Here is a 23,515-nt window from a genome sequence, read left to right as displayed (position 1 = left end):
CCTGTACATTTTAACGTCAAAAGGGCCTGATTCTCATCAGACCCTTTCTCTTAGCGTTTTCTTGTACAGTAATTTTTATGTTTCCTATCGTTTCCTCTTTTTTGTTTCGTCATCCAATGTTTTTAAAGACTATTGGATTTTCACTGTACGACGCCAATTTTTATGTCGGCCTTTTCTTTCGAAAGGAAGCTAGTAGCCGTTTTGTATAGTAAGAACAATAGTCGATTTGAAATAGTTTTATTGGAGTAAATATTCGTCAGCAACAGCCCTAACCACAGTATCCACATTCGCTACGGCAGCCTATGGGACCAGGTTCAAAATCAGCAAAAGCAAACGTTAGCATTTCTACAACAGACTTTGCTTTAGCGCACTATGTTGCCTTAATGGCTAAGAGAGAGTCAGCAGACTTAGACCAATTGCTATAGCTCAATGGATATCTGTAGTTGTGGTGTTGAAAATAGTGTAATGCAAAATTAATTAGATGGTTTGTCTTTATCTTTTCAGTAAATTAAAATTAATTCGTTATATTGTTTGATAGTTATAGCCATTAACGGATGAGGCATCCGTTGAATTTGAAAAGTTTTGATGTAAAAATAAACCAAATTTAAATTATGGAAAGAAAAAAACTGTTAAAATTACTGATGACACTTGTGGTTGTGATATGCTGTATCTGTATATTATTGAATAGCGCCGATTTTGTTCAAGGAATTAAAGATGGTTTTCATGGTGCAGCAAGATAAAACCGTATAACAATAATTAACATTAATCTATATAAATGAAAAAGCAGCTGATCCTACAATTGTTATTTTTTTTCGTTGTTTCTAGCGGAGTTGCCCAGGAAAACTCCATGTTGTGGAAAATTGCCGGAAATGGCCTCAAGCAAGAATCTTACCTGTTCGGTACCGTACATATGCTGTGCCCGGATGATTTTGAGATCAAGCAAAAATGCCTTGATGCCCTGGACAAAAGCCAAGAAGTCGTTTTTGAGGTGGACCTTTCCAATCCGGACAATGCCCAGAAACTACGAGCCTACAGTGCACCGGATACTGCATTTATAAAGACATTCTCAGACCGTGAAGTTCAAAAAATGGATAGTGTATTAACTGCAGAAGATCTTTCCATTAAGCTTTTGGATTATGTGTCTCCCATTGCGGTGGTCTCTTTATTTACGATGAAAGGGTTCAATTGTACTGATCCAACAAAGATGAAGTCCTATGAAATGGAACTGTCGGCCATCGCAACTGCCAAAGGGAAGGTTATCGGGGAGCTCGAAACGATCGATATGCAGTTTGCATTGCTGAAAGATATCATTACCCCCAAGCTGTTCATGGAATCGGTCTATCAACTGAATAAATATCCAGCGTTGATCGCAAAAATGGTGGCAGCCTATAAAACAGAAAATCTGGGTGCGTTAACCGCCCTGATTCAGGATCCTACCTGGATGACTGACGAACAAAAAGAAAAACTGCTGAATGAGCGGAACGAGAACTGGACGGCTATCATACCCAAGATGATCAAAGATCAATCTTGTTTTATCGCTGTTGGTGCAGGGCACCTTGCTGGGGATAAAGGGCTGATTACTCTGCTTCGTAAAATTGGCTATACCGTTACTGCCGTTGAGTGATCATGAACCCAGGCCGGCCGTTAAACTCAGAATTAATACCTTGAAACCATCAAAATAAGTAATATATACTGGGGAGCCACACCGTAAGGTGTGGCTATTTTATGTAAAAAGAACCCGATACTGATGAAGTTTGATTGGGGATGTTTGGCTGGAAATAAAATTTGTATTATTTTTAGGAGGCATCATTTTATATTATAAACCATTTATTATAAACACTATATGGATATAGCATCAATTCCGGGCTACCGCAAAGAAGAGCGGTTTATTGATCTGTATAAAGCCAATGTCTTTGCACTGTTTCTATTTATTCCGGTTATTCTCCTATATACTTTACCGTTTTACCTGATTTGGGGCCGGGAGGATGGGCCATTTGTTTTTATGATCGATATGCTAGAAATTACCTCCATCACTTCGGTCCTGATAGGTATACTGGTGGTGATCCTTGGTATCATTGCGCATGAACTGATCCATGGGATCACCTGGGCCTGTTACACCAAGAAGGGGTTTAAATCAATCAAGTTTGGTGTCTTGATGAAAATGCTGACACCCTATTGCCACTGTAAGGAGCCACTTCTTGTCCGTCAATATATTGTCGGCGCATTGATGCCCTTCATTATATTAGGGATTATCCCTGCCATTTATGCTTGGTACAGCGGAAATGTGAATATCCTGCTGTTTGCCATTTTTTTTACCGTTTCCGCAGCCGGAGATTTTATGATCGTGCAGCTCATATGGCGTGAAGACATGCGGAATTTGGTTCTCGACCACCCCTCCGAAGCAGGATGTTTTATCTATAAAAAAGATGAATAAGCCTGGTTTGCTGTTGGTTCAAAATCCATGACCTGATGGTTTTGGGACTTTCACTATAGAAGCCATGTCGGAAGATATGGCTTCTTTTGTGTTTAGGAGAATAATTAGTAGTAAGCCTGGTAATAAGAAGTGATCATTAATTCGATTAGAAGTTAAGTTCTCAAACCTGCTTTATTCAAGAATATTGTTTCTAAACTTTGGAATGAGCAGGAGCATAATTAAATACTATTTTTCATCAAAGGGGCAAAAGACTCGGATTTGGTTCTTCTGAGTCTGATTGCTGATAGAAAAATACTTACTATCTTTATATTCTTTTGTTGAAGAGACTTTGATTGGGATGATCTTTAACGACGACGAATTTTGGGAGTTAAGTTAGGAAGAACGTTTTTTTAAAGAACTGGCATTGATGGAGGATTTGGCTTCATAAAAAAATGACACAGGGACAAGAAAAATTAGGATTAGCAGTATATGAGTAAGCATATTCAGAACGTGATACGAGCGGCGGTGTTAAAATAAGCGATTTAGACTATAACGAAATATTGCAACAAGCTGTCGCAGAAATCCGTAGCAACCGAACATTGATTGCGAAGCAGATCAACAGCGCAGCGAATTCCATGTATTGGAATTTATGAAGACTGCTTTCAGAGAAAAAACTGGAGGAAGGATACGGTAGTGGTGTAGTCAAACAATTGTCTGTTGACCTGAAAAGTGAGTTTCCTGATATGGGACTGTCGCCGCGCAACTTATGGAACATGAAGCGTTTTTATGAACGTTATTATCGGCAAAATACAAAACTGCTACAGAGCGTAGCAGTTTTGCCATGGGGACATAATCTACTATTATTAGATAAAATAAAAACTATAGAGGAGGTTATGTTTTACGCCAATGAAGCGGTAGTAAAAGGCTGGTCTCGGGATTTATTGCTCAATGCGATTAAGATGGACAGCTATAGTCGAGTCGCGAATCAACTGAAAACACATAATTTCGATAGCACTCTGCCAGTGAATCATATGTTTATTTAAGGCCACGTCGTGAGATGCGGCTTTTGTTGTGAAGCATTGTTTTAACGTCAAAAGGGCCTGATTCTCATCAGACCCTTTCTCTTCGCGTTTTTTGTACAGTAATTTTTATGTTTCCTATCGTTTCCTCTTTTTTGTTTCGTCATCCAATGTTTTTTAAGACAATTGGATTTTCACTGTACGAAGCCAATTTTTATGTTGAACCTTTATTTCGAAAGGAAGGTTGTTGCCGTTTTGTATTGTAAGAACAATAGTCGGTTTAAAATAGTTTTATCATTCCTGTTTTTTTGATAAATTGAGCTTTCCTTAAAATGAAAAAGGATACGATGGCTTCAAATTAATAGATTTATAGTTGAGCAATATGGAACAATATGATATTAAATGGTTAACCGATATGTTTGAAAGTGGAGGTACAGTCAAATTTCTTTTCTTTTGGGGACATACAAATAAACAAAATCAAGAGGTCGGAAAATTTGTTTTTAGCCAATGGCATGAAAGTCCATTTATAGTTGATAATATAACTTATAAAACTGCGGAACATTGGATGATGGCCCAAAAGGCATTACTTTTTGAGGATAAAAAGAGCTTTGAGAAAATTATAAACTGTAATAAGCCAGGCGAAGCCAAAGAGCTGGGAAGGAAAGTTATAGGCTATGATGATCAGATTTGGAATGAACAAAAATTTGAGATCGTTAAGAACGGCAACATACACAAGTTTAATCAACATCCTGGCCTAGCAGAATATCTGTTAAAGACAGAAAATAGAATTCTCGTTGAAGCAAGCCCTGTTGACACCATATGGGGTATCGGACTGTCACAAGATGACTTTGATATCGAAAACATATATTGCTGGCGAGGTCAAAATTTATTAGGTTTTGCATTGATGGAAGTACGAGATTTTCTACGCCAATTTGGACAATTTCACACACTTCAAAATGCCAAGCAACCGCCTTGGTCTAAGTTTCCTGATAAGGATAATATGGATATGTTTTGGAGGATGGGGGTGGGAGAGGAGTATTTGATAGAATTCGGTGGTTATTATGATTATCTGTCTGAAAGAGAACAAAGGATATATCAACTAAGCCATCCTCAACCTTATACATGGAGGAATTTTTATAAGTGAAAAAGCTATAGTTGAAAATTTTTATTCACCTCCCCATTCCCGTCATTCACCGAGTTTTCCTGTTCGTTAGTCTAAAGCCCATAGGCTAGGGGGGTATTGTGTCGTAGTTTTGAGTCAACAAATTAGAACAATATAACTAACGCAATAAAAAAAGACATTATGAAAACTCTAGTAAAAACATTCGCAGCAGCAGCCTTAATAGCAGTATCCGCTTTCGCTATGGCGGCTGAAGGACCAGGTTCCAAATCATCAAAAGCAAACGTTAACCTTTCCACAGCCGACTTGGCACTTGATCACTATGTTGCGGTCACTACCGAAGGTGAATCGGTTGGCGTAGAGCAGTTATTTGCCGAAGATTTTAATCAAAAAATCCAAACTACCAATGCACACAGTAACAGTCGAAGCGAAGTAATTAAATCCTTAAAAAAACAAAAAGGCGAAAAGCTGAACTGTACAGTAAGCACTGATATTATCGAGGAATCCGCAGACTATACGGTTGCTAAAGTGACTCTAAAATTTGAAAATTTCAGCAAAGTAGACCTTGTGACTTTGGTACGTGAAGGCAATTACTGGAAAGTCTCCAAATCGATTAATTCGTATAAATAAGAGCCATCCCTTACAAATATATAAATGTTGTAGAGCCACGTCATGGGATGTGGCTTTTTAACGTCAAAAGGGCCTGATTCTCATCAGACCCTTTCTCTTAGCGTTTTCTTGTACAGTAATTTTTATGTTTCCTATCGTTTCCTCTTTTTTGTTTCGTCATCCAATGTTTTTAAAGACTATTTTATTTTCACTGTACGACGCCAATTTTTATGTTGAACCTTTCTTTCGAAAGGAAGCTAGTAGCCGTTTTGTATAGTAAGAACAATAGTCGGTTTGAAATAGTTTTAATAGCTAATTTTTTTATACTTTTAGCTGAGTTCAATGAAGGAATAAAATGAAACGTATCAATCTAAAAGCGAGAATCAAACGGAATATGTTGGATACGTTATCCGGGGAGAACTATAGAGATGAGCATAGTGAAATAATTCAATATCTAAATAATATAGGTGCAGATATTTTGGTTGGGATAGAACGGGAGGACGGCATTTATACTTTAATTGGCACAGAAACGATCTATTACATGACTTCTTTAATGGTACAAGAAAAACTTTCCGTTAAAGACTTCTTGTGTATTTTACAGGCAACTACAATGACGAATGGAAAAATGGCAACTTATGAGTTTATCAAAATTAACGAAAATGCAAGTGTTTGGGTAATGAATGCCCAAGTTATGAATGCTTTATGGAATACTATGCTATTACTTGATCGGCTGGATCGCTAATGAAACAATAACAAAATGATAGCATACTTTTTAAGAATATTCATATTACTGCTATTACCTGGTGACACATAATGTGCCTGTTTATGCTCAACGCGGAAATTATGCGGTTGGTTTGACACGTGGCCTTGTCGAAAGCTTCCTGATGTCCAATGGACTGCCTATTTACGCCACGGGCAGCGGTTATGCGGGCGACGATTACATTGCAGATGTTCGGAAGAATCGCGATGGTCGTTTACAATTGTTTTTAAAAGAACCTGGCCAAAAGAATGTATTGGTCAATATTGGACAAGGTACTCACTACACACTCATAGAGCCCACCCCGACTGTTTACGATACCGATTGGGAACGACGTTATACAACGGGGTATACCATACGTAAAGGCATTTCATACGACGGTTTACAAACGCTCAACGGTCAGGGATTTACGGGTAGCATTACCTTCCGAGCCACCGAGGCTTACCTCAATTACATGGAGGCCTGTTATGAAAAGAATCAAAATTTAGATACGAAGGCACAGGCCTATTGGCGCGCACTGCGTACGCGGGCTAAGGTCGATCCAGATTTCAATGCGACCATTGCGGCAACGCAAATGGATAAAGAAAAGAAAGACTGGGGCGCGTATTCTGCAGGACAGTTTGTATCACCAACATTGTACAATATACGTCGCGAACGCAGAAGCGAACTTATGGCGGAAGGTCTGCGTTGGATGGATCTTAAGCGTTGGCGGGCAATGGACCAGCTGATTACAACAGCAGACCATTTTGAAGGTTTTAAACTTTGGGGACCGATGAAAGATTGGTATAAACCCGAACAGCTGATTTATGGTGCTACCGATGATAAATCTGTCGTTTCAGATCCTGCGCGGAGTGAATACCTCAGACCATTGGAGATCCGAAGCAATGCCCTGTCTTATACCGGTGTAAAATTTGCCATGGCGCATTACCTCGCACCCATTGCCACAGAGCATTTCCAGTTGGCTTCGGATGATGGAACAGCAGAAAACTCTGTTATTTATCAAAATCCAGGATGGTCACTGATCAGTGGAACTGCTCCAACCGGCTTGTAGAAATATAAAAAGGGATATGTGTCATCTCATTATTACACAAATACGAATATATCCCTCTTTTTGACTCAATATCCCCCTTGACTACGTAGGAAAAGGGGGATATTTTTGTTTACTGATCATCACGAGCAGTTAACTCAAAGAAACTTAAACTAAATCATGAAAAAACTTTTATCTGTCTGTCTTAGTTTGCTGTCAAGTTGTTTTGCCGCATATAGTCAACAGCCCGTCCCACCACAGTATAAATTGGTATGGTCGGATGAGTTTGATTATAATGGTGCACCCGACACGACTAAATGGAGTTACGAAGAAGGTTTCAAACGTAACCGGGAAGAGCAGTGGTATCAAAAGGAAAACGCTTCCTGTCGTAATGGCCTGTTGGTTATTGAAGCAAAAAAAGAACAACGTAATCATCCGGGTTTTATTCAGGGCAGCTCTGATTGGATTGCCAGCCGTAAAAAGATAACCTATACTTCGGCTTCGATAAATACTTTAGGAAAGCAGCACTGGAAATACGGGATTTTTGAAATCCGGGCACGTATCCCAGTTGGTGAGGGCCTTTGGCCTGCATTCTGGACATTAGGCACCACTAAAGAATGGCCATCCAATGGTGAAATAGATATCATGGAATATTACCGCGGCAATATATTAGCCAATATCGCAACTGGCACTGACCAACGGTGGAAAGCACATTGGTTCGGTAAGACGAAAGCAGTCAAAGATCTTGGCGGAAAGGCTTGGGCAGATCAGTTCCATATCTGGCGAATGATTTGGGATGAAGAAGCTATTACGCTTTATGTGGACGATATGGAAATGCTTCACGTTCCTATGGATCAATTGGCCAACCGGGATGGTACCGGATTCAATCCATTTACCCAACCGCATTATCTCCTGTTAAATTTGGCCCTCGGCGGAATAAATGGCGGCAAGATAACTGATAAATTACTTCCTGCAAAATATGAAATTGATTATGTACGGGTTTATCAAAAAAAGGAACATGCTGAGATGCATAGTTTTACGCCAGGGGAAATATGGAAAGACCAATCCGGTCATGTAATCAATGCCCATGGCGGCGGCGTACTTCATCAAAATGGAAAATATTATTGGTACGGTGAGAAACGTGGCGGAACGACATCTCAGGGAGTCAATGTGTACTCATCCAATGATTTGTATAACTGGAAGTTTGAAGGATTGGCTCTCACACCTAGTGCAGATTCTACAAGCGATATTGCCTGGGGCTGTATTATGGAGCGGCCAAAGGTTATCTATCACGAGCAGCTGAAGAAATATGTCATGTGGTTCCATCTTGAGTTGAAGGGGCAGGGCTATGCAGCAGCCAGAGCCGCTGTCGCTATCAGTGACTCTCCGCTTGGGCCTTTTCACTTTGTTCATAGCTTCAGGCCTAATAACAATATGTCACGCGATATGGGGCTTTTTGTTGACACCGATGGCAAGGCTTACCAAATTTATTCATCGGATGAAAATTATGCTTTACGTATGGTTCAATTAACCGATGATTACCTGCATGTGACAGCGAAAGATTCCTTGCTCTTCCGGAATCATCGGGAAGCCCCAGCTTTATTCAAGTACAAAGATAAGTATTATCTGATCACCAGCGGATGCACTGGCTGGGCTCCAAATCGTGCAGAGCTTCATGTTGCTACAGATCTTTTTGGCCCTTGGAAATCCCTAGGGGATCCAATGCAAGGACCAAATTCGGCTTTGACTTATGGTGGCCAATCGACATTTATCCTGCCTGTCGCAGGAAAAAAGGATGCTTTTATCTTTATGGCCGACCGCTGGAATCCCAAAGATCTCATGGATAGCAGATATATCTGGCTTCCGGTTGATCTCCAGAATGAAAAAGTACAGATAAATTGGAAGGATCAGTGGGACTTAAGTGTATTTCACTAATTCGACCATATAGTCCGGACTCAACCTAGATTCAGCTAAACAAATCAATCTTTTTTGAAATGATTTATTAAACGATAAATAATAAAAAATGCAATCTCTGAATAAATTATTGCCTATTCTACTCTATAGTTTTGTCTTCTCCTTCGGGTATGCACAATCCAGTGTTACCTTGACTTATGAGCGGAATAAAATGCAACAGCAAGATACTGTTGTCCGAAAAGGGATCCCTTGGTTGGATGAAACGATTACCGAAGAAAATCGGCTGCCCATGCATACAGATTTTGTGACCTTTCCGCATACGTCTCAGATCATCAACAGCGATTGGCGTGAATCCTCTGCGTATTTAAGTTTGAATGGTTCCTGGAAATTTAAATGGGTAAATAGCCCTTCAAAACTACCAGCTAACTTTGAATCATTAAATTATGACGATCGTCATTGGGATTATTTTCAGGTGCCTGCAAACTGGGAACTCAATGGATACGGTTTCCCGATGTATACTACCTCAGGTTTTGAATTTACCTATTTAATCGGGAAACCAAATCCACCAATTGTGCCGATGGATTTCAACCCTACGGCTGTGTATCGCCGTGAGGTAGTCATTCCCGAGGATTGGCAGGGAAAACCCGTAATTCTGCATATTGGGGCAGCCAAATCGAATCTATCTGTTTGGGTAAACGGTCAATATGTCGGGTATGGGGAGGATAGCAAATTACCATCCGAGTTTGACATAACAGCATATTTGAGAAAAGGGAAAAATCTTATTACAATGCGCGTCATGCGATGGGGAATCGCAAATTATTTGGAGGATCAGGATATGTGGCGTCTTAGTGGAATCACGCGAGACTGTTATCTGCTGGTTCGGCAACCAGTACATCTACGTGATATTCAATTGTCGCCAACTCTCAATGATGCCTTTGATAAAGGACAGTTAAAAACTAAGCTGATCTTTAACCAGGCCAGTCGTGGGGATCTAATGGCAGAGGTTACACTTCATAGAAACGGTCGGCTTGTGTCAATTGAAACTGTTAAAGTCGACGGACAGGAAATGGATATTGAACAGACCATAGACCATCCTGAACTATGGTCGGCCGAAATACCAAATTTATACCAGGTGACTGTTAAACTTACAGACCCTGAAGGCAAACTCAGCGAGATCGTTCCCCAGCGAGTGGGCTTCCGTAGGGTTGAGATCAAAGAAGGTCAGTTGCTCGTTAATGGACAGCCCATACTTATCAAGGGAATAAACAGGCACGAAACAGATCCCGTTACTGGGCATGTGATCTCGAAAGAAAGTATGTTGCGCGATGTACAGCTCATGAAAAAATTCAATATCAATGCTGTCCGCACCAGCCACTATCCCAATGCCGAATATTGGTTGCAGCTCTGTGACCAATATGGATTGTATGTAATTGATGAGGCTAATATCGAATCACATGGCATGGGTTATGACCTGTCCTATACGATGGCCAATAGGCCGACCTGGGAGAAAGCACATGTTGCCCGTGTTGAACGCCTTATTCAGCGCGATCGGAATCATCCTAGCGTAATTATTTGGAGTATGGGCAACGAAGCCGGAAATGGTTATAATTTCTATCGGGCCTACCTCCGGATGAAAGAGCTCGACCAAAGTCGCCCTGTACAATACGAAAGGGCTGTGAATAATTATGGTGAATTAAGATTTGACTGGAATACGGATCTGATTGTACCGATGTATGCAAGTCCATCTGCAATGAAGAATTATGCAGCGCGTAACCCTAAGCCTCAAAGACCCTTTATTCAATGTGAGTATGCACATGCCATGGGGAATTCATTGGGAAACTTTAAGGATTATTGGGACATCATTCGGGCAAACAAAGGAATATTTCAAGGCGGATATATCTGGGACTTTGTGGACCAGTGTTTTGTTAAAACCAATGCTAAAGGCGATACAGTATATACCTATGGTGGAGATTATGAACCTAAAGAAGCGATAACGGACTGGAATTATGCTTCCAAAGGAATTTTTTATGCCAATAGAACACCCTATCCGCATGTCTGGGAAATGAAAAAAGTATATCAAGATATCCATAGCAGTTTATTGAACGAGAAAAAGATACAGGTTTACAACGAACGTTTTTTTACAGGACTTGAAAATGTTGAACTTCAATGGGAGCTTATTGTAGACGGAAAAAGAACGCAATCTGGTTTCATCAAGCATTTGAATGTGTTGCCTCAACAATCTGCTGTACTGTCGATTCCGTATAAAGTAGATATACCGGGGGAAAAATTTCTGAATCTGACTTACCGATTGAAAAAGGCCGAGGCCCTACTTCCCATGGGGCATATTATTGCAACTGAACAGTTACCTCTGGGGGGCTCTTTTCAGCCTAAAACAGCCATTTTGGCACAGGGTAAAATCAAGACAGAGCGAAAAGATGGAAATCTGATTGTCTCGGCAAAACAGCTGCTGATGGAGTTTGACCTTAAATCAGGATGGTTAGTAAAATATCATTATAAAGGACAGGATTTTTTGGATGAACAAGCACTATTTAAGACTAATTTCTGGCGCGCGCCGAATGATAACGATTTCGGTGCAAATACGCCGGAAAAACTTAAACCTTGGAAACAGGTTACGGATTCGATTGAACTGCTTGAAATTAGATCCGAATTAATCGATAGCCTGGCCTATGTATATGCGACTTACCAGATGCCTCAGGTATATGGGCAATTAGAAATGAAATACTGCATTAATCAACGGGGGGAAATGCGCATTTCCCAATCCTTCATTGCTGACACTACAAAAAAAGTTGCGGTCCTGCCACGTTTTGGTATGCAATGGATTATGCCATCTGGCTTTGAGGCGATTAATTACTACGGTAGGGGACCACAGGAGAACTACACCGACCGTAATTTTGCGTCACATGTCGGAATTTATAAACAGACCGTCGATCAACAGTATTTCCCCTATGTAATGCCACAGGAGACAGGAAATAAGACCGATATCAGATGGATGGAAATAAAAAATAAACAAGGTAGGGGTTTGTTCTTTACGGCAGATTCAACATTTAGTATGAGCGCTTTGCATTATTTTGACAAAGATTTGGACGATGGTGCCAAGCGACAACAACGTCATGCAGCTGACCTTGTTAAAAGAAAGCAAACGCAACTTAATATTGACCTCAGACAAATGGGCGTGGGTGGAATTAATAGTTGGGGAGCATGGCCGCTGAATGAATATACATTGCCTTACAAAGATTATTCATTCTCCTTTATCATAAAACCAGTCGAATAATTATAGCGTCCTGTACAGCAAAAAGCGTTCTTAATTGCTGTACAGGGCTTATTTTATTTTTTGACATAGACTAAGGCCGATCGACATGGAATTCATTCTGAAATGCTTTTCGGTACTTTTTGACATAGTCGGATGGTGTATGGCCAAACAATTTGCTGAACTGCTGTCTAAAGTAGCGTTGATCGTAGAAACCTGTTAAATTAGCTACTTCATTAATTTTAGAATCTGTCAGTATGAGCATTTCTGCTGCTTTTTTGAGTCGTACCGACCTGATAAATTCATTGATCGATTTGCCTGAAATGGTTTTAATTTTTTTATAGAGTGAAGAATGACTCATGCCTGTTTTTTCGGCAAGACTTATTACAGTCAGTTCTTCCAACAGGTTCTCTTCAATAATCTCAATGCACCGTTCTATCAACAGCTTGTCTGTGATCGGTATCTTTAGCTCATTGGACTGTAGCGTAATCGCATTAAAGAAAAAGTCCTGAAGGTTCTTCTTGTTCTGCAGTAATGTTTTGACCCGGAGTAACAATATTTCCGAATCAAATGGCTTATGGATATAATCATCGGCACCATATTGAATTCCGGCCAATTTAGTGCTATCAGAGGTACTTGAGGTAAGTAGGATGATTTGAATATGGTTGAGCGTAGCATTAGATTTTACGGCTTTGCAAAGTGACAATCCATCCATCTCTTCCATGATAATATCACTTATGACCAGATCAGGTTGTTTTTCCTTGATCATATCGAGTGCCTGAACACCATTATGGGCATTATAGACCGTGTATTCTTCCTTAAAAATGTCGGTAAGATAGCTGCGGATAGCAGCATCGTCGTCGACCAATAAGACACTGAATTTTTTGCTTGCTATAGCTGTCGGGAATAAGGGAACGGTTTCCGTCACCACTTGTGAATCGTATAGCATTTGAATCCCCGACTCATTGTGGAGCGCTACATCTGCCAATGGTTCTTCGGCTGGGGTTTGTTGTGCTAAGATAGGCAAAACGAGGTCGAATGTTGTTCCCGCTGTTGCTGAACTCGTGTAACTTATTGTTCCGGCGTGCATTTCAACAAAAGTTTTGACAAGGTACATCCCAATCCCGAATCCTGTTTGTTTTTTGGGGCCATTAAGTGGATCCGAAAAATATTTGTCAAATATCCTATCGCCAAGATGTTCGGGGATACCTTTTCCCGAGTCTTTGATCTGAATGGTTAATTCCCGCCCCTGTTGCGATAAGGCAATATGGATAGCACCATTGGAGGGCGTAAATTTAAAGGCATTTGATATGAGATTGCATAAGATGATCTCAATTTTTTCTTTGTCGGCATTGACATAAATCGGATCGGAATTTTCCAGAAACTGATAATCTATATTTTGCAATTTTGCCTGAGCAGCGAAATATAGAAATATTTCTTTCATAAAGCTTTGGCAGTCAAAAATACTTGTTTTGAGCTGTTCGGCGCCGTCCTCTGTTTTTCTAAATATAAGCAGCTGGTCTACCAAACTTAACAGTCTTTTGGCATTTCTATGTACAACCTGAAGGGAAGCGTTGTCCTTGGACTCTTTATTGGTCTTTAGCAGATCTTTAATCGGATTAATAATTAAGGTCAGTGGTGTTCTAAATTCATGCGAAATATTCGTGAAAAATGCGTGCCTCTTCTCATTGAGTTCTCTTTCTTTCTGAATGGTAAATTTTGAAAGCTGTATTTCGTAATTTAAAGCGATTTGCCTTCTCCGATAGCGCAGATACCATAGTCCGATATAGACAATAGCCAGCGTGTAAAGCAGGTAGGCCCACCAGCTTCTATACCAAGGCGGAAGAATTTGAATATCGAGCTTAATCTGTTTATTCGTCCAATTGCCTTCCGAGTCGGTCGATTGAATAAGCAGGGTATAATTTCCTTCATGCAGACCGTTGTAATTTATTGATCGGGTAGACCCTGCATCGTTCCATCCCTTGTCTAGTCCTTCCAATAGATACCTGTATTTTATCTTTTGTGGGGAATCAAACTCCAGGGCTGCGAACTCCAACGAAAAAGTGGATTGATTGTAGGGAAGCGTCAATTTGTGAATGCTATGATCTTTTCCAATATCGACCCGGTCGCTCAGGTCGGCAATCTTTTTATTGTTAATTTTAAGGCTTGTGATAGCTAAGGCTGGTTCATAAATTTTCAGTTTAATGCTATCGGCGTCAAAGATGTTAAAACCGTTGTTTCCTCCGAAAAGAAGATGGCCGTTTTTGAGCTTAAGAGCGGCCCCATAGGAAAATTCGTTGCTTTGAAGTCCGTCGGTTTCTTCGTACCGTACAAATTTTTTAGTAGAAGGGTCGAACTTCGAAAGCCCATTAAAGGTACTCAGCCACAATTTTCCGGTTTTATCTTCCAAAATATTAAGTACGGCATTGTTACTCAAACCTTCATTTGTGGAATAATTTTCGACAATCTTTTTTGATTTGCTATCAAATGCCAAGAGCCCTTTTCCTTCTGTTCCCAGCCAAAGTCTGTTATTTTTTCCGAGCTGAATGGCACGAACAGGTTTTCCTATTAAATACCTGGAGCTTTTTTGCGTCTGCTTGTTTAGCTGTATGATCTCATTGTAATTCCCCATCCATATATTACCTCTCTGATCATCAATCATACAATTGATATCATAGATGTCTTCGCTGAATACTTCAAATTGGTCGCGTGTTGGATTATATGTATATACTCTTCCCTCAGAAAATGTCGCTGCCCAGATCTTCGCATCCTGATCCTTAAAAAGTAACTGTACACTGTTATTTAGCACCCCATTTGCTGTCCTGCAAGCATAATATTTAAACCCCGAACCTTTTGCGTAACGCGCAATTCCCCTTTCAGTTGCGATCCATAGGTCTCCATGATTTCCGGTCAAAAGATGGTTTACCGTATTGTCCGGCAATTGCTGTGGCCCTTTTTGGAAAGATTGAACCTGATTGGTCTTGTCATCCCATACATAAAGGCCATTGCCTTCGGTACCAATCCAGATCTTGTTATCATATTCTACGAAAGAACGTACAAATTTGTGCGCTAAGTTAAATCCCGCATAATGTTTCTGCTGTAAATAATTAAATTTATAGCCATTGTTATCAATGGTCTCAATACCGCCCTTTCCAGTGCCGATCCATATTTTACGTTGGGAGTCTATGTAAACCATATAAATGGTCTTGCTATTTAGTAAAAATTGTGCGGGTTGTAGATCACTTTTGTTTACTGCTTTTCCATGAGATAGGTTAAGAATAAAAATACCATTGTTTTGCGTGGCTAACCAAAGTTTGTTTTGCCCCTCCAGCGTCAGCATGTTGATCTGACTTGACTTAAGCTCCTGTGGATACAAGGACGAAAGCATATGCTCTTTGATTTTCCAAACAAATAATCCCTCGTAATTACCAATAAAGAGTTCACCGCTGTTTGTGCTAGCCATACAGGTTGCACTCGTAATAGCCTTTGATACAAGATTCAACTGCTGTGTTTTTTTATCGAAAGCATATAAACCGCTTCCCTCTATAAAAACCCATACCCGGCCGGTCGCGTCAATATGCGTGGCCGATACATGGTAGTATAAGTTGGATAGGTTCGATTTATAATCTTTAAAAGCAATTTGTATGGCATATGCTTCTTGATGACTTTTGTAAAATAGCCCCCAGCCGTTTGTGCCTATATAAATATTATTGTCACTATCAATTTGAATGGATTTCGTGTCAGCATTGAGATGATATGACTGTTTTGATTTTTGGTCTATATAATTTAAACGGGTGAAGGTGTCAAAGTTTCGGTCGTAGATTCCAATCCCTTGCCCAGTTCCTATCCATAATTTTTTATTGTGGTCTTCTGCTATACAATAGATATAATTATGCGGAATGCTATTTTCATTATTTAGCTGGTTTCTATAGGTTTTTATATCATAACCGTCGAATCTGTTTAGTCCGTCGAAGGTACCAAACCACATATAGCCCTGACTATCCTGAAATATAGATTTCACCGAACTATTCGATAAACCTTTATTCATCTCCTTGGGAAATTGCGCACTGGTCAGCATGCTTGTGTGAACAAGAATGAGAACGAATATCAGGATCAAGGCCTGACGAAAATATAGGAGACTGTTCAAACTAGGCATGTTAGCAGCTATGTTAGTATAGTATTTCCGATATCAGATAATTTATCGATTCTTCCTTATCATAGGTTATTATCTTGAAAACGACTTTTGTGATCAGAAAAAGTCAATTTGAAGATTATATGGTTAAAGATACGATTGTTTTTTAAAATAAGTGTATATTGTACGTTTATTTAAGGCGAGCTGCTTTACGACTAAAATTTTGCTTCATAAAGCAAAAAGAGAACAGGATGAAATAATAAGTGCCTCTATTAAAATAGTGTACAAACCAACTTAAAGTAGCTTTTGTGCTAGTTTATCAAAAAATACGATACATCTAAATATATGCGGATCAATTTTATCTTATGTCTATTGTTTGTAGGACTTATCAGATCCATTCCAATAAACAGGACTATTGGTGGTGGGTCGATGGTTCGTATATGACTTGATGTACACTTTTCTTTCTTTTGGCTTACGTATTTTTAAGTTATGTAAAGGCACTTTAAAATGGAATAGCCGTAATGATCATAATGGGGATACTTTCGTTGGATAATAAATATTGCATTTCAGTTTGTTGATCGAGAGGCTTTTCGTAATTTAAGTGTCATAAACACAATTATAAACTTTTTATGAAAAATCTCTACTTGATTCTTTTGGGATTATTTTGGCCTTTTCATGTCGTATGGTGTCAGTCGTCTATCGTCTATTTGGGCCTTGATAAGGGGCTTTCAAATGATTTTGTTACTGCGATCTTTCAGGATAGTGAGGGATTTATGTGGTTTGGCACATCAAATGGTTTGAACCGTTACGATGGATACGAATTTAAAGTTTTTAAAAACGATCCATTGTCTAAAAATACACTCCCTGACAACCGTGTGACAGCTGTCGCCGAAAGTTCTTCGGCACAGCTATATGTTGCAACCAAAGGTGGGCTAGCAGTGATAGATCCCAACCGCACACAGTGTGAGCAAGTTTTGGTGAACTCACCTAAAGGAAATAGGCCACTAAATTTTCCGATCCATCAGATAGAGAAAGATATTCTCGGCCAATTGTTTGTACAGGGTGGATCTGAAGGACTATTTAAAATTGAAGAAACAAGAGCGGGAAGTGTCGCCCAGAAGATACCCTTACAATACGCTGGCCAACAGCTGCCCTATTATCGCGTTTCTGCTATTTGCAAAGCAGTTGATGCGGGAGTTTGGGCATTCATAGACCATGTTGGTTTGGCTTATTACGATAGTAAAAAACACCTTTTTTCAATCGTAAAAAAAGTTGATTTCCAGTCGACAACGATGGCGGTAGCACCAACAGGAGATATTTGGTTTGCCAGCAACCAAAAAATTATTTGTTATCATATAAAAACAGGCACGTTTACGAACTATAATTACGATACCTATAGAAAAGCTGTCGTTAACCTTTATTTTGGAAAAGACAAAAAGCTCTGGATATGTACAGACGGCAGCGGTATACAGAAATTTAATAGCATTACGCGAACGTTTGAGTATGATATCGGATTTGATCAACAGCAATTAACCAGTCGATCTGTTTTTGCCTTATTGGAAGATGCGGAAGATCGGCTTTGGATTGGTACATTGAGAGGTGGGGTTAATATTGTGGATCCTGCAAAAAGAAGGTTCCAAACATTTAAAATTAATCCCAGTAGCCAACAGGTAAATACTGCCGACTTTATTTTATCGTTCGAGCAAGCCGATCAAAATCATATATGGATCGGAACCGATGGGGATGGATTATACAAATGGAGTATATCGAAAGGTAGCTTGGTCAATTATCCCTATTCAGCGCATAAGGATCTTAAACCCGCTTTTATAACCTCGTTAATCCAATATCAAAATGACCAGTTGTGGATTGGTAGTTATGATACGGGAATTGTCAAATTAAATACCAAAACTGGCCAGGCAAAACATTACCCCTGTTATTATCCTAACACTCAATATGTCAATAATGCTGTATGGCGTTTATTTAAAGACAGTAGGGGGACGCTTTGGGCATCAACACTCGCCAGTGGAAATGTCTATTGCTTGGATACCATCGCAGATCAGTTTAAACACCTCAATTTGCCGATAAATGATGTGTTAACTTTTTTTGAAGACAAGGATGCTGTTTTGTGGATGGGATCTTGGAGCGCCTTATTCCGACTAGACTTGCGTACGATGAAATACAATAGCTATCACATTGGAAGCCCAATTCGTTTTATCCAACAAACAGAAAGTGGTTTTCTTTGGCTAGGCACAGAGGGTGGAGGACTTTTACATCTGAATCTAAGCTCGATGAACTATAGACGCTATACGGAAAAGGATGGCCTTGTTAGCAATACCTTGTTGAATGGCTTACAGGATGCACAGGGTAATATCTGGATGTCTTCACTTGATGGACTCTCCAAAATGGATGTACAAAAAAAAACATTTCAAAACTTCTATCAGTCAGACGGTCTCCAGAGCAATCAATTTAATTACAACGCTGCCATTAAATTACGGGACGATCTGTTGGTTTTTGGTGGTATCCGTGGGTTCAATTTATTCAGGCCGCAGGATATATTTTTTAAGGCCAGGTTTCCCGCGTTGAAATTGACCCGATTGAGCATTGGGAATGTGCCATACGGGCAAAGTGAAGCGTATAAGCAAATCTCTTTGAACGCTGTTCAAAGCTTAAAAATACCATATGAAAAGGCCATTTTATCCTTTTCTTTTGCAGCATTGGATTATAGTTTTTCGGATAGGATCGACTACGCCTATTATTTGGAAGGTTGGGACAAAGATTGGAATTACGTCAATAAACAGCGGACTGCTTATTATTCGAATCTCAGGGAAGGCAAGTATAAATTGCATATCCGGTCGAGTAACGCGAATGGCCAATGGAATCAAGCAGAACGTATTATTGACGTGGAAGTTTTGCCCCCTTGGTATCGAAGTATATGGGCATATATAGGGTATCTTTTGCTGCTCGTGGCGGTCCTCTATCTTTACAATAGGTATCGGGAGAATAAGGATCTATTGCTTTTTAAATTAAAGACGGCCGAATTTGAACGGGAGAAAGAGCACGAGTTACTCGAAGATAAGCTGGCATTTTTTACCCATATCGTCCATGAAATTAGGACTCCATTGACGCTCATTGTAAATCCCATCAAAGACATTGTCAACAAATCAAAAAAAAATATGGGCGAGTCAGAGGAACTACTGTCTGTTTACAATCATTCCAAGCGATTGTTAAACCTTGCGGATAAACTTCTTTTGTTTAGAAAATCCGATGGAAATTTTGATGAGCTTGCTTATACAGTATTTGATATCATACAGGTTTTACGGGGGACGTTTGATTCTTTTAGGCAATTGGCCGATTCTCGAAATATCAGTTACACATTTGAGACTGATATTGAAAGATTAATCCTAAATGCAGATTATGAAAAATTGGAAATTTGTTTTATCAATCTACTTCAAAATGCACTTAAATATACGGCCAATGGCGGATCTGTCTGTATTAAAGTGAGTCGTATAGACCAGGAACTAAGGTGTGCTATCATTGATTCGGGACAGGGCTATCCAACTCAGCTAACGGAAGAAATATTTAAACCTTTTAAACGCAATTTTAGCTTATTTAATCACGGTGCTGATGGTTTTGGCATCGGACTGTTTTTTGTGAAAAAATTCATTAGTCTGCATCAAGGTAGTTTGGAATATTTTGCGAATCCGCATGCTGGAGCAACTTTTTCAATTTCATTACCCATTACCCAGGTCAGTTCATCAGCTATTGTGGGCAGCGTCGAATTACAACAAATGGCGACTGGATATCGTAGTGCTGTAGCAGGAGAGCAGCCCGAACCTTCAGCTTCAACTTATTCCGTGCAAAGTCAGGCACTTGATGAATTGTATGAAAATGATTTGCAGGAGAAAATATTGATCGTCGACGACAGTGAAGATATGCTAAATTATATTGCTCGTATTTTTTCCGACAAATATCAGGTTGTCAAAGCAAATAGTGCCGAAACGGCATCAGCCATTTTAGAGAAATTAGAACCAAGTATTGTTATTAGTGATGTAATGATGAGTGGAACTTCCGGAATTGATCTCTGCAAACAGATGAAGAGCAGTATAAAGCGAAGTCATGTACCTATTATCTTGTTAACAGCAAGTTCGTCTTTTGATGTTAAATTAAACGGTATAGAAGTTGGTGCAGATGACTATATCGTCAAACCTTTTGACAGGGAGCTACTCGTGGCACGTGTAGAAAGTCTAATTGAAAATAAAAATAGATTACATACCTATTTTTATAGTGAAATTACCTTGCAGTCCAAAGACCATAAAGTTCCGGCAGCTTTTAAAGATTTTTTGCAACGGGCAATAGCCGTGGTTGAAAAGCACTTGTTGAATGAAAATTTTACGGTAAAGATGCTTGCCGAAGAGCTCGGGATGAGTCATTCCAATATGTATAGGCGGATAAAATCTATCTCAGGCAAATCTGCCAATGAATTTATCCGATCTATTCGGATGCGACGGGCTGCGCAATTACTTATAGAAAACAAGACTAATATTAATGAAACCGCTTATCAAGTTGGTTTCAAAGATATCAAACATTTTAGACAGCATTTTTCCAAAATTTTTGGTTGTTCGCCCTCAGAATACCGCAAGCGCTACAGTCATCTGGGAAGCGTACCTACTAGTATCGGTTAATCACCTGAGATATTTAAAATGCAAAAGAGAAGAAAAACGGCAGCTATTTAACATACTCCAGTTTCTCTTCTCTTTTTTGAAGGCTAGTTAGGTACTAGTAGGCGCCACTGTGACTGGTCATGCCGTCTTTCCGCATAGCTTCTATGATCAGGCAATTGTATACGTAATCCCAGCTTGAACTGACTTCTGAATTTTGATTTAAACCATAGGGCCACCAGTGCATGCTATCGCCATTTATAACCGCTGATTCGTCTGAGTTGATCATTTTTAACATATTGTTGGCATTTGCCAGACTATATTTGCCATTGATAATCGCTTGTGACCACCAGCTTGTCGTCCCGGTACCGAGGGTATGGTTCATCTCATGCAACATGGTACGGATATTTTGGTAGCCCTCGCTGGCACCAAATCGCATCCAGCCCTCGTTATTCGCGTCGGCTGTCGGAACCCCGGGGTCGTAGTTGAGGTAAACATGTTTGGTGGCCGAAGTATAATTATTGGCATACCAGACGGCACTGTCCAGGGCCACTTGCAATCGTTGGTATGCAGCAAGTTGTTGCGCTGTTGGATTGTCGACTTTATTGAATGTATAGGTTACTTTGCCCTTGGCGATTGTATGGAAGGAAATGTCGGGTCCGTAGCTTACACCTGTTTCATTGATCGCATAAGCACGTAAATGATAATTTGTACTTGGGGTAAGATTGAGCATGCCGATTCGAAATTTGCCTGTGCCTGTTGCGCCATTCATAACCTTATGATCAGTGACCGTCGGTTTTTCCTGTAGGCCCCAGCATATCCCTCGTTCAGTCACAGCGCCACCACCACTGCTGATAATATTGACGTCATAATAAGCAATTGATGATCCCACAATAAAGATCGGATTAGAGCCAAAGGTAACCGATTGTATATCGGCAGTGGTCAATACCTGTTGTTCGCCATAAGCAATTCCGCCCTTATTTTTGGCGTAAGGTCTAATGTAGTATGTTTGTGAGGGGGCAAGGGCTGTTAGTGCCACAGTAAATTCACCAGAACCTTTACTGGAAGTTGCTTCCATCGGATTATTGTCGATTGTCGGATTCGGGTCTTTGTTCCAGCAGATGCCACGACTGGTAACAAGGGCACCACCTTTGTTTAGCACTTTTCCTGTTATCATAGCACCTGTAGTCGTGATATTGGAAAAGGCTAATTTACCCAGCTCAGCAAGTGCGATGTCATCTGTTTTTTCTGTAGGCGTTACCATACTGCTTTCGGAAGTAGCCTTTTTACAGCCTGCTAAAGTGCAGGCTGTAAAAAAGGCGTAATAAACTAATCTATTCATCTATTTTGGTTATAATTTTTCAAAGATCATATTGCCAGAGACTTTAAAATAAGAGCCGTCTGAAGCGGTTCCATTCATGTTTCCGAGAAAACCCAAGGTTACAGGTCCCGCTTCTGTTACGGTAAATTCGAATATTGCACTGCTTCCAGATAGGGTTTGAAAGCCTAAGGCTGTATTCAAGGCTGATTGATCGGGCAAGGCATTGCCTTTGGCGGCGATGAGGTGAACGACACCGGCGCTGCCTTTGTCAATCTTTGAGACTGTAAAACGATATTTTCCGGGCTGTAGGTTGGTCGTTTGATAAATCTTACCATTTACAATTGGCGCTAAGTTGGGGGAAGGTGAGGCCCATTGCCACCAACCTGCTTCCAAAGATAAACAGGCTTTTTTATCCCGAATCTCAATTCCGCCATAATATTTTCCGTCTGCTGTCTTGAAGTTCTTTGCCGCATCATTGACAAGCCACACCGCCGGAGTACCCCAGCGATCGCCGCCCATGGCAGAAGTCTCGAAAGGAAAGTTCATATTTTTTAGGTAAACCTCCTTGGGCGATATATTTGCTGAATAGTTCGTGTAGAATGTATCTATACTTAAGGAATCCGGAACAAATAATGTACGGTAGCGCAGTGGTTTGCCAGGCATAAAGTCTGCTAAAATGCTTTTGCCAAGTTTAATGGAGTCTCTTTGAATAATCAATTTCCCTGATGTATTGGTGTACTCCACTTCTGTAAACTGAGCACCACTTGTCAGATCAATTCCCCCCCAATTGACGGTGGTTTTTTGATCGCCAGCAAAATAGTCAACAGCATACATTGGTCTGTTGATAAGTCCCGAGCTGAACCGTTCGCCATAAGATACGCCAGTTTTAAAAACGCTTAGCGACTTATTGCCTTGGGCGTCGTAGGTAATAAGTTCAAAATTATGTACTCCTTCACTTATTTTCAGTGAAATTTTTAAGGTATCTACGCCAGCCGTACGATTGATTTTTACCTCAGTCGAATCTTGTCGATTATCCCAGTATATTTTGAGACGATCTACCTTGGGGTCGGCCATAAATAATCCAGTGATATAGACGCGCTCTTTACCCGAGAAGACCTTTACGGAATCAATTTTTCCGGTGTAGGAAATTTCGCCGCCTTCCAGGTACTTTTTATAATCATCACTTTTTGAACAGCAAAGGAAAGAAAGCATGGCCATGCTAAGCAAAGACATGATAAAGAATGTTTTAATATGTGCTACTTTCATAATAGTCTAAT

Annotated in this window: 13 protein-coding genes; 10 read left to right on the top strand and 3 right to left on the bottom strand. The window is 40.0% G+C overall.

Annotated elements, in window-relative coordinates; genetic code table 11:
* The first annotated feature begins 775 nt into the window (after positions 1 to 775).
* From D7322_RS26805 to D7322_RS26765, 9 genes are all read left to right on the top strand, one after another.
* The gene (locus D7322_RS26805; protein WP_121127242.1) at positions 776 to 1,624 is read left to right on the top strand and encodes a TraB/GumN family protein; all 849 of its coding nucleotides are present in this window, start codon (positions 776 to 778) and stop codon (positions 1,622 to 1,624) included.
* A gap of 219 nt (positions 1,625 to 1,843) precedes the next feature.
* The gene (locus tag D7322_RS26800) at positions 1,844 to 2,434 is read left to right on the top strand and encodes a DUF3267 domain-containing protein (RefSeq protein WP_121127241.1); all 591 of its coding nucleotides are present in this window, start codon (positions 1,844 to 1,846) and stop codon (positions 2,432 to 2,434) included.
* 635 nt (positions 2,435 to 3,069) lie between these two features.
* Positions 3,070 to 3,456 (top strand): DUF1016 N-terminal domain-containing protein, encoded by a 387-nt coding sequence (locus tag D7322_RS26795; protein ID WP_220700189.1) that lies wholly within the window; start codon positions 3,070 to 3,072, stop codon positions 3,454 to 3,456.
* A gap of 358 nt (positions 3,457 to 3,814) precedes the next feature.
* Positions 3,815 to 4,576 carry an NADAR family protein gene (locus tag D7322_RS26790; protein ID WP_121127240.1) on the top strand — a complete coding sequence of 254 codons (762 nt, stop codon included), beginning with the start codon at positions 3,815 to 3,817 and terminating at the stop codon, positions 4,574 to 4,576.
* A gap of 159 nt (positions 4,577 to 4,735) precedes the next feature.
* Positions 4,736 to 5,182, top strand: a complete 447-nt coding sequence (locus tag D7322_RS26785) for a nuclear transport factor 2 family protein (RefSeq protein WP_121127239.1) — start codon at positions 4,736 to 4,738, stop codon at positions 5,180 to 5,182.
* Positions 5,183 to 5,516: 334 nt separating this feature from the next.
* Positions 5,517 to 5,903 carry a hypothetical protein gene (locus tag D7322_RS26780; RefSeq protein ID WP_121127238.1) on the top strand — a complete coding sequence of 129 codons (387 nt, stop codon included), beginning with the start codon at positions 5,517 to 5,519 and terminating at the stop codon, positions 5,901 to 5,903.
* Positions 5,904 to 5,964: 61 nt separating this feature from the next.
* On the top strand, positions 5,965 to 6,969 hold the full coding sequence (locus tag D7322_RS26775) for a RagB/SusD family nutrient uptake outer membrane protein (protein ID WP_220700186.1): 1,005 nt from the start codon (positions 5,965 to 5,967) through the stop codon (positions 6,967 to 6,969).
* A 156-nt stretch (positions 6,970 to 7,125) separates the two neighbouring features.
* The gene (locus D7322_RS26770) at positions 7,126 to 8,880 is read left to right on the top strand and encodes a family 43 glycosylhydrolase (protein WP_121127236.1); all 1,755 of its coding nucleotides are present in this window, start codon (positions 7,126 to 7,128) and stop codon (positions 8,878 to 8,880) included.
* Positions 8,881 to 8,968: 88 nt separating this feature from the next.
* The gene (locus D7322_RS26765) at positions 8,969 to 12,151 is read left to right on the top strand and encodes a glycoside hydrolase family 2 TIM barrel-domain containing protein (protein WP_245971485.1); all 3,183 of its coding nucleotides are present in this window, start codon (positions 8,969 to 8,971) and stop codon (positions 12,149 to 12,151) included.
* Between the two features lie 70 nt (positions 12,152 to 12,221).
* Here the strand turns inward: D7322_RS26765 and D7322_RS26760 are convergent, their stop codons facing one another.
* Positions 12,222 to 16,283 (bottom strand): hybrid sensor histidine kinase/response regulator transcription factor, encoded by a 4,062-nt coding sequence (locus tag D7322_RS26760; RefSeq protein WP_121127235.1) that lies wholly within the window; start codon positions 16,281 to 16,283, stop codon positions 12,222 to 12,224.
* 605 nt (positions 16,284 to 16,888) lie between these two features.
* On the opposite strand from D7322_RS26760, the gene D7322_RS26755 reads away from it, so the two are divergent.
* On the top strand, positions 16,889 to 20,941 hold the full coding sequence (locus D7322_RS26755) for a hybrid sensor histidine kinase/response regulator transcription factor (RefSeq protein ID WP_121127234.1): 4,053 nt from the start codon (positions 16,889 to 16,891) through the stop codon (positions 20,939 to 20,941).
* Between the two features lie 94 nt (positions 20,942 to 21,035).
* On the opposite strand, the gene D7322_RS26750 is transcribed toward D7322_RS26755, so the two are convergent.
* Complete coding sequence (locus tag D7322_RS26750; RefSeq protein ID WP_121127233.1) at positions 21,036 to 22,259, bottom strand: hypothetical protein; 1,224 nt, start codon at positions 22,257 to 22,259, stop codon at positions 21,036 to 21,038.
* 9 nt (positions 22,260 to 22,268) lie between these two features.
* Complete coding sequence (locus D7322_RS26745; RefSeq protein WP_121127232.1) at positions 22,269 to 23,504, bottom strand: DUF4998 domain-containing protein; 1,236 nt, start codon at positions 23,502 to 23,504, stop codon at positions 22,269 to 22,271.
* Positions 23,505 to 23,515: the final 11 nt, after the last annotated feature.

This window comes from Sphingobacterium puteale (assembly GCF_003627955.1).
GTDB classification, from domain to species: Bacteria; Bacteroidota; Bacteroidia; order Sphingobacteriales; family Sphingobacteriaceae; genus Sphingobacterium; species Sphingobacterium puteale.
The sequence above is the reverse complement of the archived record's forward strand: the minus strand, read 5'-3'. Positions and strand labels throughout refer to the sequence as shown.